The following is a 16,743-nucleotide window of genomic DNA, read 5'->3' on the forward strand; positions in this document are numbered from 1 at the left end:
CTTTTCGATTCTCGCTTGGCAAACGAACAATCCAGCTCGATTGCCAAGGAATCCCATGCGCCGCTCCTCCTGCTCATTCAACACTCGTCGCTCATTGCGCCTCGCCATTCGAAGCGCTTGCCTTGCGCTGCCCTTACTGACCAGCGCTCCCGCGTTCGCACAAACGCCTACCCCCGAGTCATCGGGTGTGCAGCATTACTCGATTTCATCAGGCCCGCTGTCCAGCGCGCTCGCACAGTTCGCAGCGGAATCCGGCGTCATGCTGTCGAGCCCGGCGACGCTCACCGCCAACCGGCAAAGCGGCGGCCTGGACGGTGAATACGGCGTGACTGAAGGCTTCGCACGCGTACTCGGCAATAGCGGACTACGGGCTGTTCAAAATGGCGAGGGCACCTGGACGATCGTCGAGTCGACCAGCGCCGAGAGCACAGCGGTAGAGCTGAACCCACTCTACGTGCAAGGCAGCTTGGGCAACGCGCTCGGCTCGATGGAGGGCTACAACGTCACCCACAGCAGCGTTGCCACCAAGACCAGCAAGGAAATCGCCAAGACAACGCAAAGCGTCTCCGTCGTCACCCGCGACCAGATCGAAAACCAAGGCTCCATCACCGTTGCCGAAGCACTCCGGTACACCCCAGGCGTCTTGACCAACCCCTACGGGCATACCCAGCGCTACGACTACCTTGCCCTGCGCGGTATCAACGATGGCTCGGTGGACAACATCATCATCGATGGCTTGAAAGCCATGGGCGACCCCGGCTCATTCACCACGCTGCAGATCGACCCATTCTTCCTGGAACGCATCGACGTGCTCAAAGGGCCATCCTCCGTTCTGTACGGCCGCAGCAATCCAGGCGGGCTGGCTGCACTGACCACCAAACGCCCATCCTTCGAAACATCGGGTCGAATCGAGGCGTCCTACGGCAGTAACGCGACCCGCAGCCTTGGCCTCGACTACACCGCGCCGCTGAATGAGAACATCGCCTACCGGCTGGTGGGCGTGGCCGAAGACGGTGACAGCCAAACGGACGGCGTAAAACAGACGCGCTACGCGCTGATGCCCAGCATCACCTTCAACCTGGGCGACGACACGTTGCTCGATCTCTACGCCTACCTGCAGCACGATCCTAACGGCGGCTACCACGGCAGTCTGCCCGCTTCCGGTACGATCGATAAACGCAACGGCAAGCGCCTTTCGAGCAATTTCTTCGAAGGCGAGGAAAGCATCGAGAATTTCAGCCGCACCCAGCAGATGGTCGGTTACGAATTCGAGCACCGCTTCGATGACGTCTGGAGTGCGCGGCAGAACTTCCGCTATCTGGACGCCGAAACCGAGCTCGATCAGATCTGGCAGAGCGGCTATACCAGCGCTAGCGGTAACGCGCTCAACCGCGGCTACAGCGGGGGCGATGAGAAGCTGCATGCCTGGATCGTCGATAACATGCTGCAAGCCGAGTTCGATACTGGTGCGGCATCCCACACGGTCGTACTGGGGCTGGATTACCAGTACTCGAAGAACCGCATCCACAACAATGCGGACTACGCGACCATTGCCGACCTGGATATCGTCAACCCTGTCTATGGGAATGTCGACCTGTCCAACGTAGCCCCCACCGCCGACGCGCTGCGCCGCCAGAAGCAGACGGGCATTTACCTGCAGGACCTCATCGAAGTGGGCCGCTGGAATCTTTCCGCTGGCCTGCGGCAGGACTGGTACGACGTATCCATCGACGACAACCTCGTCGGCAAGGATGCGAACCGCGGCGAAAAACTCAGCGGCCACCTCGGCGCGCTATATACCTTCGACAACGGCATCGCGCCCTACCTGAGCTATTCCACCTCGTTCAACCCCACGTCGAACTACTCCAGCGGCGCGCAGATTCTCGACCCGACGACCGGCGAGCAATGGGAAGCCGGCGTGAAATTCCAACCGAACGGCACCGACGATCTCTACACGATCTCGGTGTTCGACATGACGTTGGAAAACCTCTATGCCAAGGAAAACGACCTCGAATCGAGCGCGTTCTACAAAGGTGTCGGCGAGGTGCAATCGCGTGGTGTCGAGCTCGAGGCGCGCGTGAACGTAACGGACAACCTGCGCGTACTCGGCAGCTATACCTGGAACGACGTGGAATACAGCAAAAGCTATTTTGCCTATGACGCGGCAGGTGAGTTGATCGACGCGAAAGGCAACACGCCCTATCAGACGCCGGAACACATGGGCAGCGTCTGGGCGGACTACCGTTTCGATCAGGGAGCATTTGCAGGCGTCGGCATCGGTGCGGGTGCCCGCTACGTTGGCAGCAGTTGGGGCAATGACGCGCACGACTTCAAGGTGCCGTCTTACACGCTATTCGACGCCTCGGTCAGCTATGACCTGCAACGAGTCGGCCTCAAAGGCACGACCGTACGCGTTAACGCCAATAACTTGACCGACAAGTACTACGTCGCCTCCTGCTACTCCGCGAATGCATGCTACCTCGGCGCCGAGCGCAACATCACAGCGACGGTCAGTCATTCGTTCTGACGGTTTGCGATCGGTCACGCGGGCTCCACCCGCCCTACGTCCAAGCCACGGTTTGCCGTAGGGCGGGTGCAACCCGCGACGCTCAATTATGAAACCGGATTCGATTCCTGCGGTCCGAACGCTGCGGAGGGCGCCAGCCTTGCCCACAGGACGTCCGAATCGAAGGTTGAACACCATGCTTCCCAACTATTCGATGCCCGCCAGGAGGCGACGCGTCAGCTATCTACTGTTGCCCCTGTTTCTGCTTATCGCGCTGGGCGGCTGCTCGCGCAATCAGGACCATGCCTCCATCAGCGGCAACCGCAGCTTCGCCAACCCAGGTGAACTGTTCCAGACCCACTCGGACCGGCTAGCCACGCTGGCAATGCGCAACAATCTGCACAGCCTCTACCGCCTGCTCGACAAACTGTATCGCCGCAATCCAGCCGAATGGCACAAGACCGGGCTGCCGACGCTGGAAGCCGCCGAGAAGGCCGTCCAACTTTCCATCGAGCAAAACCGTCCTCCGGCGTCCTTGGCTGGCCGCAAAGACATTGCCGCCCTGAGCTATTCGCTAAGTGACGACTTCCAAGGCGATCGCGTCGGCGCCTTCATTTATGCCCTGGGCAGCATGATCATCACCGCCCACGGTGGGCATACCAGCTTCTACATCACCGACGTACTCGACGCCCGTTTCATCCACAACGCGGCACGCAATATCGAGAAAGCCACCTGGATGCTTGCCAACCGCCAGGACCTCGACGGCAACCCATGGCTGCTGTCGAACGAGATCACCGAGAACGGCCGCAATCTGAGTTTCGCGGTCGAATTCGCCAAGATCGTCGCGCGGCTGGACCTGGTGACGGACATCCTCGACGAGCGCTACCGGCGCATCGGCGTCAATTACGCGCACGGATTGCTCTTCCTGAATTTCCTGCCGGTGCAATGATCCGCCTCGCGAGCGCTTGCCTCGATGCGGGGAACCGTCAGCATAAATGCGAATCGAAATTTGTCTCCGGCGGCTGCTCACCCGGCAACCGCCCTCAACGGACTGAATGTTTCCCGGCCCTGGCACACCGCTGGACGGGATTGCCAGCGAAGGCGCGGTCACGAACCCAGCCACCGACATTCACCTGGAGACCTTTCCTCGCATGAGCACCTCAAAAATTCCGCCGCTGCTTCTCATGGTCTTGTTCGCCATCGCGATGCTGCTGGCGACGATGCTGCCACCTGGCTCAACGCGATTCGCGCTGCAGATTCCCCTGGCACTGACCCTACTTGCGCTTTCTGCGTTGCTGATTGCCAGCGCGCTTACCGGTTTTCTCCGAGCCCGCACGAGCGTCAGCCCTCGCCGGCCGGGGCGTGCCTCGGCGATCGTCACCTCGGGCATCTACCGTCTTAGCCGCAACCCGATGTACTTAGGCTTCATCCTGTTGCTCGCCGCGTGGGCCGTCATTCTCGCGCATCCGCTTTCGGCGATTCTCGTACCGATCTTTGGCGGATGCCTGCACCACTGGCAGATCCTGCCGGAGGAGCGCGTCCTCGAACAAAAATTCGGCGAGACCTTTCTGGATTACAAATCCCGCGTCAGACGTTGGGTCTGACAATTTCCACGCCATTCGACGGCCGCTGCCTATAGGCAGCAGGCCCGTCGTTACTGCGCCACTCGACTCGCCTCCCGCCTGTCATCCAAACGTCATTTACTTCATCTAGCGTCCGCCGAACAAGATCGCGGAGCCGACACCATGCTTGATGAAACCCCCACCGATTTCGAACGCATCACAGGACTATCACGTCGCCGTTTCATCGGCATGGGCGCCTTAGGTGGAGCCGCGCTATTCCTGGGCGGTGGCCTGCTGGGCAGGTCTGCCCTGGCCCAAGCCGTAAGTAACGGCAGCGACTCAGCCCTCATGGGCTTTGCGAACCTCGCCGCCTCCACCGCCGACGCCATTACCCTGCCGCCCGGCTATGTGTCCCGTGTACTGATCAGCTGGGGGCAGCCGCTTGCAGCGGACGGCCCCGCGTTCAAGCCCAAGGGCGGCAACACGGCTGCCGAGCAGTTGCTCCAGTTCGGCGATAACAACGACGGCATGAGCTTTTTCCCGTGGCCCGGTGACGCCAATCGCGCGCTCATGGCGATCAACAACGAATACGTCAATTACCCCTATCTGCTGGCGCACGGCGGCCTGCCGCAATCGGCTGAAGACGTGCTCAAGGCCCAGTCCGCAGAGGGCGTCACGGTGATCGAAGTCCAGCAGAAGAATGGCCAATGGGCCTTCCAGCCAGGGTCGAGCTACAACCGTCGCGTCCACGGCAACACGCCCATCGACGTCAGCGGACCCGCGCGAGGGCACGACGCGCTCAAGACCTCGGCAGATCCACTTGGGATACAGGTCCTCGGTACCTTCCAGAACTGCTCCAGCGGGCAGACCCCGTGGGGCACCTACCTGACCTGCGAAGAAAACTTCAGTGATTGCTTCGGCAGCACCGACGCGGACCTGACCTTCACGCCAGACCAGAAGCGCTTTAGCGTGAAACACGCGAGCGCCGACAACGACTGGCATAAACACGACGCGCGTTTCGATCTGTCGAAAAACCCGAACGAACTCAATCGTCACGGCTGGATCGTGGAAATCGACCCGTTCGATCCGCAGTCCACGCCGATCAAACGAACGGCGCTCGGGCGCTTCAAGCATGAGAATGCAGCGCTGACCACCACCAAGGATGGCCGGGTCGTGGTGTACATGGGCGATGACGAACGCGGTGAGTTCATCTACAAATTCATCACCCGGGACCGGCTGGATACTGTGGATGCGAAAGCCAATCGCCACATCCTCGACCACGGCACCCTCTATGTGGCGCGCTTCGATGATGGCGACGGCAATCCGGACCACCCCAAAGGACGTGGCCGATGGATCGCGCTCGTGCATGGCAGCGGCGACCTGACGGAAACCAACGGTTTCGCCAGCCAGGCGGACGTGGTGATTCGTGCGCGCCAGGCCGGCACCCAGGTCGGTGCTACGCGCATGGACCGTCCGGAATGGATCGCGGTCAGCCCCGAAGACGGGCAGGTCTACTGCACGCTGACCAACAACACCAAGCGCGGCGAGGATGGCCAGCCGGTGGGCGGCCCTAACCCGCGCGAGAACAACCTCTACGGCCAGATCCTGCGCTGGCGCGAGACCGGTGACGACGCGGCTGCCAGCACGTTCGAGTGGGACCTATTCATCGTCGCCGGCAACCCAGTCGCCCATCCGGGCAGCCCGAATGCCGGCTCGCACCAGATCGATGCGAACAACATGTTCAACAGCCCAGACGGCCTTGGTTTCGACAATGGCGGCCGGCTCTGGGTATTGACCGACGGCAAGTACAGCAACAAGGGCGATTACGCTGGCATGGGCAATAACCAGATGCTCTGCGCCGACCCGAAGACCGGAGAGATCCGCCGCTTCATGGTTGGCCCCGTGGGTTGTGAAGTGACCGGCCTCGCGTTCTCCCCGGATTACCGAACGATGTTCGTCGGCATCCAGCATCCTGGGGAAGAAGGCGGCTCGACGTTCCCAGATCACCAACGTGACGGCACACCACGCTCGTCGGTCATGGTCATCACGCGGGAAGATGGTGGTGTGATCGGGGCGTGAACCCCACGCCCTGCGACTCGAGCGAAACCAGCCGCCGTACCACTGTAGGGGCGACTTCAGTCGCCCGCGATAGATCTAAAACGCCTCGGGCCTACGGCGCCCGTTAATCTCCCAGGCGCGCTTTCGGGTCTCGTTCAGCAGGCCGAACGCAGGCGTTGCATAGGGGGCTGCGAGGTAGGATGCCGAGCAAGGAGCGATGGGACAGGGACGTCCCGTCGTCAGGGAAGTCTGGCCAAGGGCTAGACCCGAATGCTTGGGTGTCCTTCTTTTGGGTTACGTCTTCTTGGGTCGGGAGGCGATCCGCAAGCAAGAAAAGGTAACTCGGCCGTAAGGGCCGAAACGTAGCCGGGTAAACAGCGTGGTAATACGCCGAGCGCAAACACGCCTTCAGCACAGAGCGACAAAACCGCGGGTTTCACCCAGCCTACGGATAATCGTTTTGGCGAACTTGGCGACTGAAGTCGCCCCTACGCGGTTGCCATCCAGCAATGACCACAGACGACAATTGCGTTCTGTAGGGGCGACTTTAGTCGCCTTCGCAGCAAATGCGGATGGCCGCCCACCGCCCCTACAACAATCACCATCCGGCCAATACCTAAATAAGACTCGCGTCCTGTAGGGCGCCTATACCCGCTCCGCCCCGCGACGAGCCTTACGCTCCGAGCGCACGGCTGGCGCCAGCACGAACACGCACGCCACGAGCACCATCACCACCAGCATGGCTGAACGCAGGCCATACGCCTCGCCCAGGAATCCCAAGGACGGCGGCCCGACCAGGAATGCTAGATAGCCGAGGGTTGCGACTGCCGCCACCCGGCGCGCGCCATGCCGTTCGGAGTCGCCTGCGGCAGAGATGCCCACCGGAAAACCGAGCGATGCACCCAGGCCCCAGAGGACTACAGCAAAGGCGGCAAGCGTAGGGCTTTCCGAAAAGATCACCAACGCAAGCCCAGTGGCTCCAAACAAGGCACTACCGCGAATCACCGCTTCCCGGCTTACGCGATGGAGCACGTAGTTACCGCAGAACCGCCCCACCGTCATGGCCCCGGCGAACCCGGCATAGATGAGCGCGCTGGACGCCGGGTCGAAGCCATGGCCGTCCACCATCAACAGCGGCAACCAGTCGGTGGCCGAGCCCTCCGCCATGGCGAGCGCCAGTACGATCAGGCCTATCATGATCAATTTCCGGTCAGGCCAAACGGCAGCGCGGTCTTCAGCCTTCTCCGGATCATCGGAGGTCGACATCGCATTCTCACGGCCGACGCCATGCGGAACTTGCAGGCACGCCCATACCGCGGCAGGCGCGCACAGCAGTGAAATCAGCGTCAGATGCACGACAACCGAGAGTCCAAGGTGCGCGAGCATCATGCTCAACAATGCACCGCACAACGTGCCAAGGCTGAAACAACCGTGAAGGGCCGGAAGCAAAGGCTTTTCGGTCAGACGCTCGACATCCGCACCTTCGATATTGATGGCGATTTCCGCCAGCCCCATACCGGCACCGACACAGAACAGCCCAACGAAAACACCCGCACTCAACGCGCTGGCAGCCGCGACAGCGACAACTAGCGTTCCTGCGAACACCAGCGCAGTGCCAACCATGCTGATCGGCCGCGTGCCCCTTGCCATTACCAGCCTTCCGGAACTCAAGACCCCGCACATCGCGCCTGACGACAAGCCGAACAGTATGAGCCCCATCTCGCTGGTGGAAGCGCTTAACAGGTCGCGGATATCGGGAGTACGCGTCACCCACGACGCGAGCAACAGGCCGGGGAGGAGAAACAGAAGAAAAAGGGCGATACGGCGACGGCGAACGTTATCCAAGCGAACCTCGGGCAGAGCTAAACGCCGAAGTGTATAGGGCTAATCATTCACCGGGGTGACAACCGACAAGAAACGCACCAGCGTGGAGCAATTGTCAGTACGGGATACGGGCTTTGGTTCGTGGGTGAGGCAGGGATGCGCGCAGCCCTGCCTCAATCATCGCGGGCACGGCCCGCTCTCATCAAATAAAAAACACCTCTTTGATTCAGAAGCAAAAAATGAGTGGATTGTGAACCCTTGTGGGAGCGAGCCATGCTCGCGATTGGCAATGGCGCATAACTCCATCGCGGGCATGGCGGATGGCCGCCCCGCAAATCGCCGCCCGACCCGCTCCCACAAGGTCTGCACTCACTGCCATGCCCCCTGTTTGTCGCGCGACAGCGCGGCGCCTCGGCGGTGGGTAACTCACACATGCGAGGTGTGACTCTTGGGTTACACCTTGAATCGCCGGACGATCGAGGCCAGCTGGCCGTTGGACGACGCGAGCGAAGTGGTGCTCTTCTCAACCTGCACACCATTGCCCACCAACTCGTCGACCATTTGCCGAACCGCGACCATGTTCTGGTTGATCTCTTCGCTCACCGCGCTCTGCTCTTCGGCGGCGGTTGCGATTTGCGCACTCAGGTCGTGGATACGGCCCATCGAGCCGGCCATTTCATCCAGGCCCGTATTGACGTCGGTGGTCTTCTCCGCAGCACCCTGGCAGCTCTTGCGCGTTCTTTCCATTGCCGCGACAGCCGAGCCGACACCATCTTCGAGGCGCTTGAGCATATCGTTGATTTCCGACGTGCTCTGTTGAGTGCGACCCGCCAATGCACGCACCTCATCGGCCACAACTGCGAACCCACGGCCTTGCTCGCCCGCACGGGCGGCCTCGATGGCCGCATTGAGTGCCAGCAGGTTGGTTTGATCAGCAATGCCACCAATCACGCCAAGAATGTCATTGATACGACGGGCGTCCTGTTGCATTTCAACAACTTTCGTCGTGGCGGCATCCACGTCGTCCACCAGCGACAACACGCCGCTCGACGCCTCGCTGACCACCTGCCGCGAGCGCATGGCATTTTCGTTGGCGCGCTCGGTGAAGGACGCCGTTTCGCTCGCGCTTTGGGCAACCGAATCCGCGGTAGAGCTCATTTCGGTGATTGCTGTAACCGCCTGATCGGTCTCGCTCGCATGACGCGCAAGGATCAAATTGTTCTGGGTCGACTGCTGCTTGAGGCTCTCGATCTCATCGCCGATACGGCGTGATGCGGTAGTCAGCTCGGCAATCATCGCCTGCAAATACGCAATGAATCGGTTGACCGACTCCCCGATCGCGTCCACCTCGTCTTCGCCCTTGACCGGCACCCGACGTGTCAGATCAGCATCGCCCGCGGAAAGCGAACGGATGTTGGAAGCCAGTAGGCCAAGCCGGCGGCTCAAGGCCCGAACCGACAGAATCATCACACCCAACAATAGCAACACCAGCGGCAACTGGATGGCGGCCAGGGTGCCAAGCACATCGTTGCTCGTTTGGGTCAGCAGGCGCGTCGGCACTGCTGCGGCAAGGTACCAGGGCGTGCCCTCGATACGCTGCAGGAAGAAGCTCTGATCCTCAGAATCGACGAACTCCGACTGCATCCGTTCGTGGTTCGCCGACGCGAGGGCGCTTTGAATCTCACGAACGAACGGGGAACGGCTCGCGAGCTCCGACACATTCTTCAAGACGATTTCGCCACCGAGCTGCGGCAGGTTGCTGAGAATCTTGCCGTCGGCCTCGACGATCATGACCTGCCCTTCCAGCTCCTTCTGCTTCTCGGCCACGAGACCGTTGAAGAAGCCCAGCGTGAGGTCGATGGTGGATACCCCAAATGCCTGGCTGCCACGGTAGATGCCCATTGCGCAGTTGGTACGTGGCTCGGCACTGGCGCCGTCCTTGTAGGCGGCAGCCCAGACGCACTCACCGCGCGGTGCCTGTGCACCCGCCTTGTGCCAGGGTTGCTCCCAATAATTAGGCGCTTCGGCACTGTTCCAATAGGTGTTTTCCGTCATCTTCCCCGAGGCATCACGGTGGAAGAACGTGCTGAATTTGTCGCGCCCCAGCTCACGGGCATTGGGGAACGGCCAAATCCCACCGCCAAATACCTTGGCGTCGCCGTACTGGTTCACCAACGCAGGTTGCAGCCGGTCGATATCCGCGCTGTCGAGCACGGCAACGGTTTCGGTGATGCTGCGCGACTGGCTCTGGATCTTCGCCAGGTCCTTCTGAATGAAGTCGGCGATGTCGGTCAGCTCGGCACTGATTCGCCCCGCTTCAACCGCTTTGAGTTGCGGCGTGACCAAGAGGCGGATGGCAGCAACGGTGAGCAATACAGCGATGACGATGAATGCGATGAATACGGTCGCATATCGTCCTTGAATCGTTCTGAGCGCACGCATGTGCAGATACTCGGCGAGGGGCAGGTATCAGGTCATCGGCCGAGCGCTGAGAAACATGAAGGGATGTCGACGAAGGTCATGAAAGGCGCGCGAATGCGCGCCTGTGCTACCTCAATGGGTAGGACGAATAACGATAGATGTCGCGACGTCGCCGGTCTCGTCTGGAGAGGGCTGGATGTCGAGCCCTTCCGAACCCCGTGAGATGCGATACGCCCGACCATCCTGGTCGATTGCCTTGACGGTGGCGTGGAGCGTCAGCAGTGCAGAAAAGCGCCGACGTCCATCAACCACTTCGAATCCCCTGTCTTCCAGCATTTTTGGATAGCTCATCACTGACACTCCCATTCTTGTTGGTGCAGATACAGGTAGATCAGGCGCGTCTTCATTCCAGTGATCGATCGAGCCTGCGGGCGGGGAACCGGCCGCCCCTGACGGTCACATATTCGTCACCGTTACATAAATGGACCGGCCGTCTCGCCTAATGCTCATTTGTCCTGCTAAACGGCACTCACGAGGCCTGTGCGTCGAACGCCGCGTGAATGTCTGCTTCCGGCAAATTGTCCCCGATAAACACGATTACGCTTTCCCGCGTCTCATGCTCGCGCCATTCGCTATCCCAATCGAAGCCATACAGCCGCAGGACGCCTTGGAAGACCATGCGCCTCGGCTCGTTAGCGATGTTGAGCACGCCCTTGTAGCGAAGCAGCGAATTACCATGTTCTTCGAGCAGGTTCTCCATAAATGCGCTGAGACGGTCGAGGTCCAGTGGCGCAGCCGTCCGCAGTACGAGCGTGCGGATACGGTCTACGGAGGACGCGGCTTGTACGGGACGAAACGTCAGTGCCGGGCCAAAATCGGCATTGAGGTTAAAGCCACGGATGTCCAGCAGATGGGACAGATCCGTGCGCCCGTGCTCGACGACATGTATCGGCGCCCGGCGGTTGATACGCTGCAAGCGCTGACGCAGGTGGTCGACGGATTCGGTTGCGACGAGATCGGTTTTACTCAGCAGAATCCGATCGGCAAATCCCACCTGCGCCTGAGCGATCGATTCCTGCAGGTGGCGCTCGGCATTCGCCGCGTCCACGAGCGTGACGATCCCGTCGAGTACGTAGCGCTCGCACAATTCCTCGTCCGCAAAGAAGGTTTGTGCCACGGGTGCAGGGTCGGCCAGGCCGGTGCATTCGATCACCAGGCGGTCGAAGGCGATGGCACCGCTATCCCTGCGCTCCAACAGGAACATCAGCCCTTTCGCCAGATCGCTGTTGATGGAGCAGCAGACACAGCCGTTGGCCAATGTGAGGACTTCGGCTGGGGCGTCACCGAGCAGTGTCGTGTCGATCTGCGTTTCAGCGAATTCGTTCTCGATGATGGCGAGCTTCAGGCCGTGCTCTGCTTGCAGAAGATATTTGAGCAGCGTGGTCTTGCCAGTGCCGAGAAATCCGGTCAGTACCGTGACCGGGATTGGCGTGTGAGACATGGGTACCTCTGAAATGAAATGCGCCACGACAGGCGTGGCGCATGGGGTTTTTTCGTGACGCAATGAGCGGCTTTTTGTAGGAGCCCACCGGGCTGCGATCAGCTTGTGGGCGATCAGCGTCAGGCCAGACAGCTCCTAGCCGTCGGTTGGATCTGGATCGCCCACAAGTGGGCTCCTACACGTTAACCGTTAGTGTTCAACGTCTAACAACACCGAATCGCCCCCGACTTGCCTCCACCGTAACGCGCCTCCTGACGCTCACGGAAGAACTCATCGTAGGTCATCACCGGTTTGTCCGGATGCTTGTTCTTCATGTGTTCGACGTAGGTGTCGTAGTCCGGCATGCCCACCAACATCTTGGCGGCCTGCCCGAGATACTTACCCATTCGACCCAGATCATTGAACATCAGCGAATCCTCTTAGGCGTCCGGTATCGGCTGGAACGGCGCTTCTTTATCCGTACGCTCGGTTTTACCCAATGCGGCCCGACCGACCTTGATGGCGAAGAACAGGATGCTCATCACCACGAACAGGAACAGCACCGTCAGCGTGGTATTGGTCCAGGCGTTGAACACGATGTGCTGCATCTGCTCCATGCTCTTGGCCGGGGCGATCACTTGTCCCTGTGCCATTGCAGCGCTGTACTTGTTAGCCAAGGCGACGAAGCCGACAGCCGGGTTCGGATCGAGCAGCTTGATCAGACCCGCCGTGGTGGTGCAGATCAGCAACCACGTTGCGGGCACCAACGTGACCCAGACGTAGCGCTGCCGCTTCATCTTGATCAGCACCACGCAGCCCAGCATCAGCGCGATACCTGCCAGCATCTGGTTGGAGATACCGAACAGCGGCCACAAGGTGTTGATGCCGCCCAGCGGATCGACGACGCCCTGATACAGCAACCAGCCCCACAGCGCGACGCAACCGGCCGTGGCCAGCATGTTGGCGCCCCAGGATTCGGTGCGCTTCAGCGCCGGGACGAAGTTACCGAGCAGGTCCTGCAGCATGAAGCGACCGGCTCGGGTCCCGGCGTCTACCGCGGTGAGGATGAACAGTGCCTCGAACAGGATCGCGAAGTGGTACCAGAACGCCATGGTGTTCTCGCCCGGCAGCACGTTGTGCAAGATCTGGGCGATACCCACTGCAAGGGTCGGCGCCCCGCCGGCACGGGCCAGGATCGTGTTCTCACCAATATCACGCGCCGTGGCTTCCAACTGCTCCGGCGTGACGGTGAAGCCCCAATTGCTGACAGCCGCAGCGACGGACGCCACGTCCCCGCCCACCACGGCAGCCGGGCTGTTCATGGCGAAGTACACACCCGGCTCGATGACGGATGCTGCAACCATCGCCATGATGGCGACGAAGGATTCCATCAGCATGCCTCCGTAGCCGATGTAGCGGGCGTGGCTCTCGTTGGCCAGCAGCTTCGGCGTGGTCCCCGAAGAAATCAGCGCATGGAAGCCAGAGACCGCACCACAGGCAATCGTGATGAACAGGAACGGGAACAGCGTACCCTTCCAGACCGGACCGGTACCGTCGGTGAACTGCGTCAGCGCCGGCATTTTCAGTTCCGGCATGGTGATCAGAATGCCGATCGCCAGGGCGATGATGGTGCCGATCTTAAGGAAGGTGGACAGGTAATCCCGTGGCGCCAGCACTAGCCAGACCGGCAGTACGGCAGCAACGAAGCCATAGCCGATCAGCATCCAGGTGATCTGCACACCGGTGAAGGTGAAGGCCGGCCCCCAGACCGGGTCTGCGGCGACAGCGCCACCCGCCCAGATGGACACGAGCAGCAGCACCACCCCAATCAGCGAAATTTCACCGATGCGGCCCGGACGGATGTAGCGCATGTAGATGCCCATGAACATCGCGATCGGGATGGTGGCCATCACCGTGAACATGCCCCATGGGCTCTCGGCCAGGGCCTTCACGACGATCAGCGCCAGCACCGCAAGGATGATGATCATGATCAGGAAGCAGCCGAACAGGGCGATAGTCCCTGGGATTCGGCCCATCTCCTCGCGCACCATGTCACCCAGAGAGCGACCGTTGCGGCGAGTGGACATGAACAGGACCATGAAGTCCTGCACCGCACCGGCGAGCACCACGCCGGCTATCAGCCACAGCGTGCCGGGCAAGTATCCCATCTGCGCGGCAAGCACCGGGCCCACAAGCGGCCCTGCGCCGGCGATAGCGGCAAAGTGGTGTCCGAAGAGGATGTGTTTGTTGGTCGGGACGTAGTCCAGACCGTCATTGTTGAGTACAGCAGGGGTTGCGCGTGAAGAATCCAGCTGCATCACTTTGGTGGCGATGAACAGGCTGTAGTAACGGTAAGCGACCAGATAGAGCGCGACGGCGGCGACCACGATCCACAAGGCGTTGATCGCTTCGCCCCTTCTGAGGGCGACGACACCGAGCGCACAGGCGCCGAGCACGGCCAGCGCTGCCCAGGGCAGATGGCGTGCGATGCTGTTGTTATTGTTCATGTTTTACTCCGGCTCCGGGGCAGCAGGGGAACTGCCCGTCAAAGTGTAGACGGCATGTGAGGAACATCCACAGGAGGCGCGGAAAGGCTCGTCCTTGGCTGTTTCTGCCAGGATTTGATAACACTGGCGGAGAGTTGTGACAAGGGTCACGACAAACCGTTCTGCGCCTGCACGAATAACGGCAGCGGCCAGCCTCGTCAAGGCCGGGACGGCAGCCCCAACGGTAGGACGACTCGCACCTCCAGCCCTCCTCCGCGGCGGTTCCGAAGGGTGAGTGTCCCGCCGTGCTCGAGCACCGTGGCGCGTGCGACCGAAAGCCCCAGCCCAACCCCGCCGGTGCTCTTGTTGCGCGAGCCTTCGAGGCGAAAGAACGGCGCGAAGACAGCGTCGTGGTGCTCCTCGGGAATGCCCGGCCCACGATCCTGCACGCGAATCTCCACCTGCTCCGAAGTACGCCGCAGGCGTACGCCCGGCTCCCGTCCGTACTTGATCGCGTTCTCCACCAGATTCACTAGCATCCGCTTGATACCCACCGGGCGCCCAACATAAACCAGGCGTCCCGGCCCGCTGAACGCGACCGTCGCTCCAGCATCCTTGAAGTCATCCACCACCGTGTGCAGCAATTGGGCGAGATCGAAGGCAGTGGCCGGCTCGAACCGGGCATCGTCACGGAAGAAGTCCAAGGCGGACGTCACCATGGTCTGCATCTCATCCACGTCCCGGAACAATCTCGACTGCTGCTCGACGTCGTCGATGAACTCGCCGCGCAACCGCATGCGGGTCAGCGGGGCACGTAGGTCGTGGGAAATCGCCGCGAGCATTTGCGTGCGATCGAGCAGGAAGTTTCGCAATTGCGCCTGCATGCCATTGAACGCGAGTATCGCCTGACGGAGCTCTTGCGGCCCTTCCACTGGAATGGGCGGTGCCTTGAAATCCGTGCCGAAACGCCGCGCGCCCTGCGCGAAACGCTCCAGCGGACGCGCCAGATGCCGCGTTGCGACCAGCGCGACAACGGCCGTCGACAGCACTACCAGCCCCAGCACGATCAGGTTACGCAGCCACTCCTCCAGCCCCCAGCTACGGGTTGGCACAGAGAACATGGCCCAGGAGCCATCGCTTAGGCTGATCAGCAGGGCATAGCGCCGATCATTTCGGTGGGCAGGCCAATCGGCGGGTTCGTAGGCTTCGATACGCGCCGTCGGGCGTTGCAGCAAGCGATGAAGGATCGGCGCACCGTCGCGGAAGTCCGGGTCGTCCAACACGGGCAGATCAGCCTCTTCATGGTGCGCCAGCCACCGCGCGGAGAATGTTTCATCGCTGGCCGCTATGGCGAGTGACTGCCGCTGCGACACCGGCGCGGCATCAAGCATCCGCGTGATGGTCGCAAGCCGCTCCATCAAACCGGTTTCCACCAGTGGCGGGCGTGCCCAGACGCCCGCAAGCGTGTTGAACAAGCCATTTAGCAGCAAAGCGGTGAGCATCGCGGCCATGATGGTCAGCGCGATCCAGCGTGCAACCGTATCGCGCGGACGGCGCAGCCCCACCCACGTCTGCTGCAACAGCCTCACCGCCGCATGACCACGCTTGGTGTAAACAAATAGCCCCCGTTGCGGATGGTCCGGATCATGGGCGTGCCACTCGGATCGCTCTCCAGCTTGCGCCGCAAGCGACTGACCTGAACGTCCACGCTACGATCGAAGGCCTCATGGCCATCACCTCGCGCTTTATCAAGCAGCTGCTGGCGCGTCAGCACCCGCTGGGGATGCTCGGCAAACACCAGCAGCAGCTCGAACTCGCCTGCCGAGAGGGGAATCAATACCGCGTCTGGCGAACGCAGCTCCCGGCGCGTGACATCCAGCTGCCAGCCGGCGAATTCCAGGGTGGGACGCGGCTTCTCGTTCAATACGTTGCGCGTTTCACCCGTCCGTCGAAGCACCGCTCGAACCCGAGCGAGCAGCTCACGCGCATCGAACGGTTTGGTGAGGTAATCGTCAGCACCGAGCTCCAGGCCCACCACGCGATCACTAAGCTCGCTCATGGCCGTGAGCATCACGATTCCAATCGCATGCTCAGTGCGCAGCTTCTGGCACAGCACCAGCCCGCTGTCCCCCGGCAGCATGACATCGAGAATGACGAGGTCCGGCATCTGTCGGGCAACGGCCTCCCACAGCGCGGGTCCGTCGGTCGCGATCGCCACGCTGTAGCCGTGTTGTTCGAGGAATTTCTTCAAAAGGGCGAGGACTTCGATGTCATCGTCCACCAGCAATAAATGGGTCACGACGTGTGCCGTCCGGCTGGATACAGGAGCGGATATCTAAAACCATTGAGCCGGGCACGTCATATATTTCAATCGGGTAACGAAGCGACCTTTTCGAAACCCGATGG

General features: G+C 61.2%; 12 protein-coding genes and 1 pseudogene. 4 read left to right on the forward strand and 9 right to left on the reverse strand.

Annotation, left to right across the window (positions count from 1 at the left end; translation table 11 throughout):
- Window positions 1-55: 55 nt before the first annotated feature.
- From IEY47_RS16725 to IEY47_RS16740, 4 genes are all read left to right on the forward strand, one after another.
- A complete protein-coding gene (locus tag IEY47_RS16725) occupies window positions 56-2,527 on the forward strand; it encodes a TonB-dependent siderophore receptor (protein WP_188984741.1) in 2,472 nt (823 codons plus the stop codon).
- A 166-nt stretch (window positions 2,528-2,693) separates the two neighbouring features.
- Entirely contained in the window at window positions 2,694-3,455 is a 762-nt protein-coding gene (locus IEY47_RS16730) for a hypothetical protein (RefSeq protein ID WP_188984743.1), read from the forward strand.
- A 202-nt stretch (window positions 3,456-3,657) separates the two neighbouring features.
- Complete coding sequence (locus tag IEY47_RS16735; protein ID WP_188984745.1) at window positions 3,658-4,110, forward strand: methyltransferase family protein; 453 nt, start codon at window positions 3,658-3,660, stop codon at window positions 4,108-4,110.
- 141 nt (window positions 4,111-4,251) lie between these two features.
- Window positions 4,252-6,147 carry a PhoX family protein gene (locus IEY47_RS16740; protein WP_188984747.1) on the forward strand — a complete coding sequence of 632 codons (1,896 nt, stop codon included), beginning with the start codon at window positions 4,252-4,254 and terminating at the stop codon, window positions 6,145-6,147.
- Between the two features lie 624 nt (window positions 6,148-6,771).
- On the opposite strand, the gene IEY47_RS16745 is transcribed toward IEY47_RS16740, so the two are convergent.
- From IEY47_RS16745 to IEY47_RS16780, 9 genes and pseudogenes are all read right to left on the reverse strand, one after another.
- Window positions 6,772-7,971, reverse strand: coding sequence for an MFS transporter (locus IEY47_RS16745; RefSeq protein ID WP_188984749.1), 1,200 nt, complete (start codon window positions 7,969-7,971; stop codon window positions 6,772-6,774).
- 432 nt (window positions 7,972-8,403) lie between these two features.
- Window positions 8,404-9,246 (reverse strand): methyl-accepting chemotaxis protein, encoded by an 843-nt coding sequence (locus IEY47_RS20830; RefSeq protein ID WP_373293624.1) that lies wholly within the window; start codon window positions 9,244-9,246, stop codon window positions 8,404-8,406.
- Between the two features lie 15 nt (window positions 9,247-9,261).
- Window positions 9,262-10,392, reverse strand: a pseudogene (locus IEY47_RS20835) (HAMP domain-containing protein); the annotation flags it as partial.
- A 111-nt stretch (window positions 10,393-10,503) separates the two neighbouring features.
- Window positions 10,504-10,722, reverse strand: a complete 219-nt coding sequence (locus IEY47_RS16755; RefSeq protein WP_188984753.1) for a hypothetical protein — start codon at window positions 10,720-10,722, stop codon at window positions 10,504-10,506.
- A gap of 178 nt (window positions 10,723-10,900) precedes the next feature.
- A complete protein-coding gene (gene yjiA, locus IEY47_RS16760; RefSeq protein ID WP_188984938.1) occupies window positions 10,901-11,887 on the reverse strand; it encodes a GTPase in 987 nt (328 codons plus the stop codon).
- A gap of 188 nt (window positions 11,888-12,075) precedes the next feature.
- Entirely contained in the window at window positions 12,076-12,279 is a 204-nt protein-coding gene (locus IEY47_RS16765) for a YbdD/YjiX family protein (RefSeq protein ID WP_188984754.1), read from the reverse strand.
- Window positions 12,280-12,291: 12 nt separating this feature from the next.
- Window positions 12,292-14,358, reverse strand: coding sequence for a carbon starvation CstA family protein (locus IEY47_RS16770; RefSeq protein ID WP_188984757.1), 2,067 nt, complete (start codon window positions 14,356-14,358; stop codon window positions 12,292-12,294).
- A gap of 197 nt (window positions 14,359-14,555) precedes the next feature.
- Window positions 14,556-15,926: a sensor histidine kinase gene (locus IEY47_RS16775; protein WP_444544328.1), complete on the reverse strand. Its 1,371-nt coding sequence runs from the start codon at window positions 15,924-15,926 to the stop codon at window positions 14,556-14,558.
- Window positions 15,923-16,636 carry a response regulator gene (locus tag IEY47_RS16780; protein ID WP_188984759.1) on the reverse strand — a complete coding sequence of 238 codons (714 nt, stop codon included), beginning with the start codon at window positions 16,634-16,636 and terminating at the stop codon, window positions 15,923-15,925. The genes IEY47_RS16775 and IEY47_RS16780 overlap by 4 nt, the downstream gene beginning before the upstream one ends.
- Between the last annotated feature and the right edge of the window lie 107 nt (window positions 16,637-16,743).

The sequence above is a fragment of the Pseudomonas matsuisoli genome (genome assembly GCF_014647635.1).
GTDB lineage: Bacteria > Pseudomonadota > Gammaproteobacteria > Pseudomonadales > Pseudomonadaceae > Pseudomonas_P > Pseudomonas_P matsuisoli.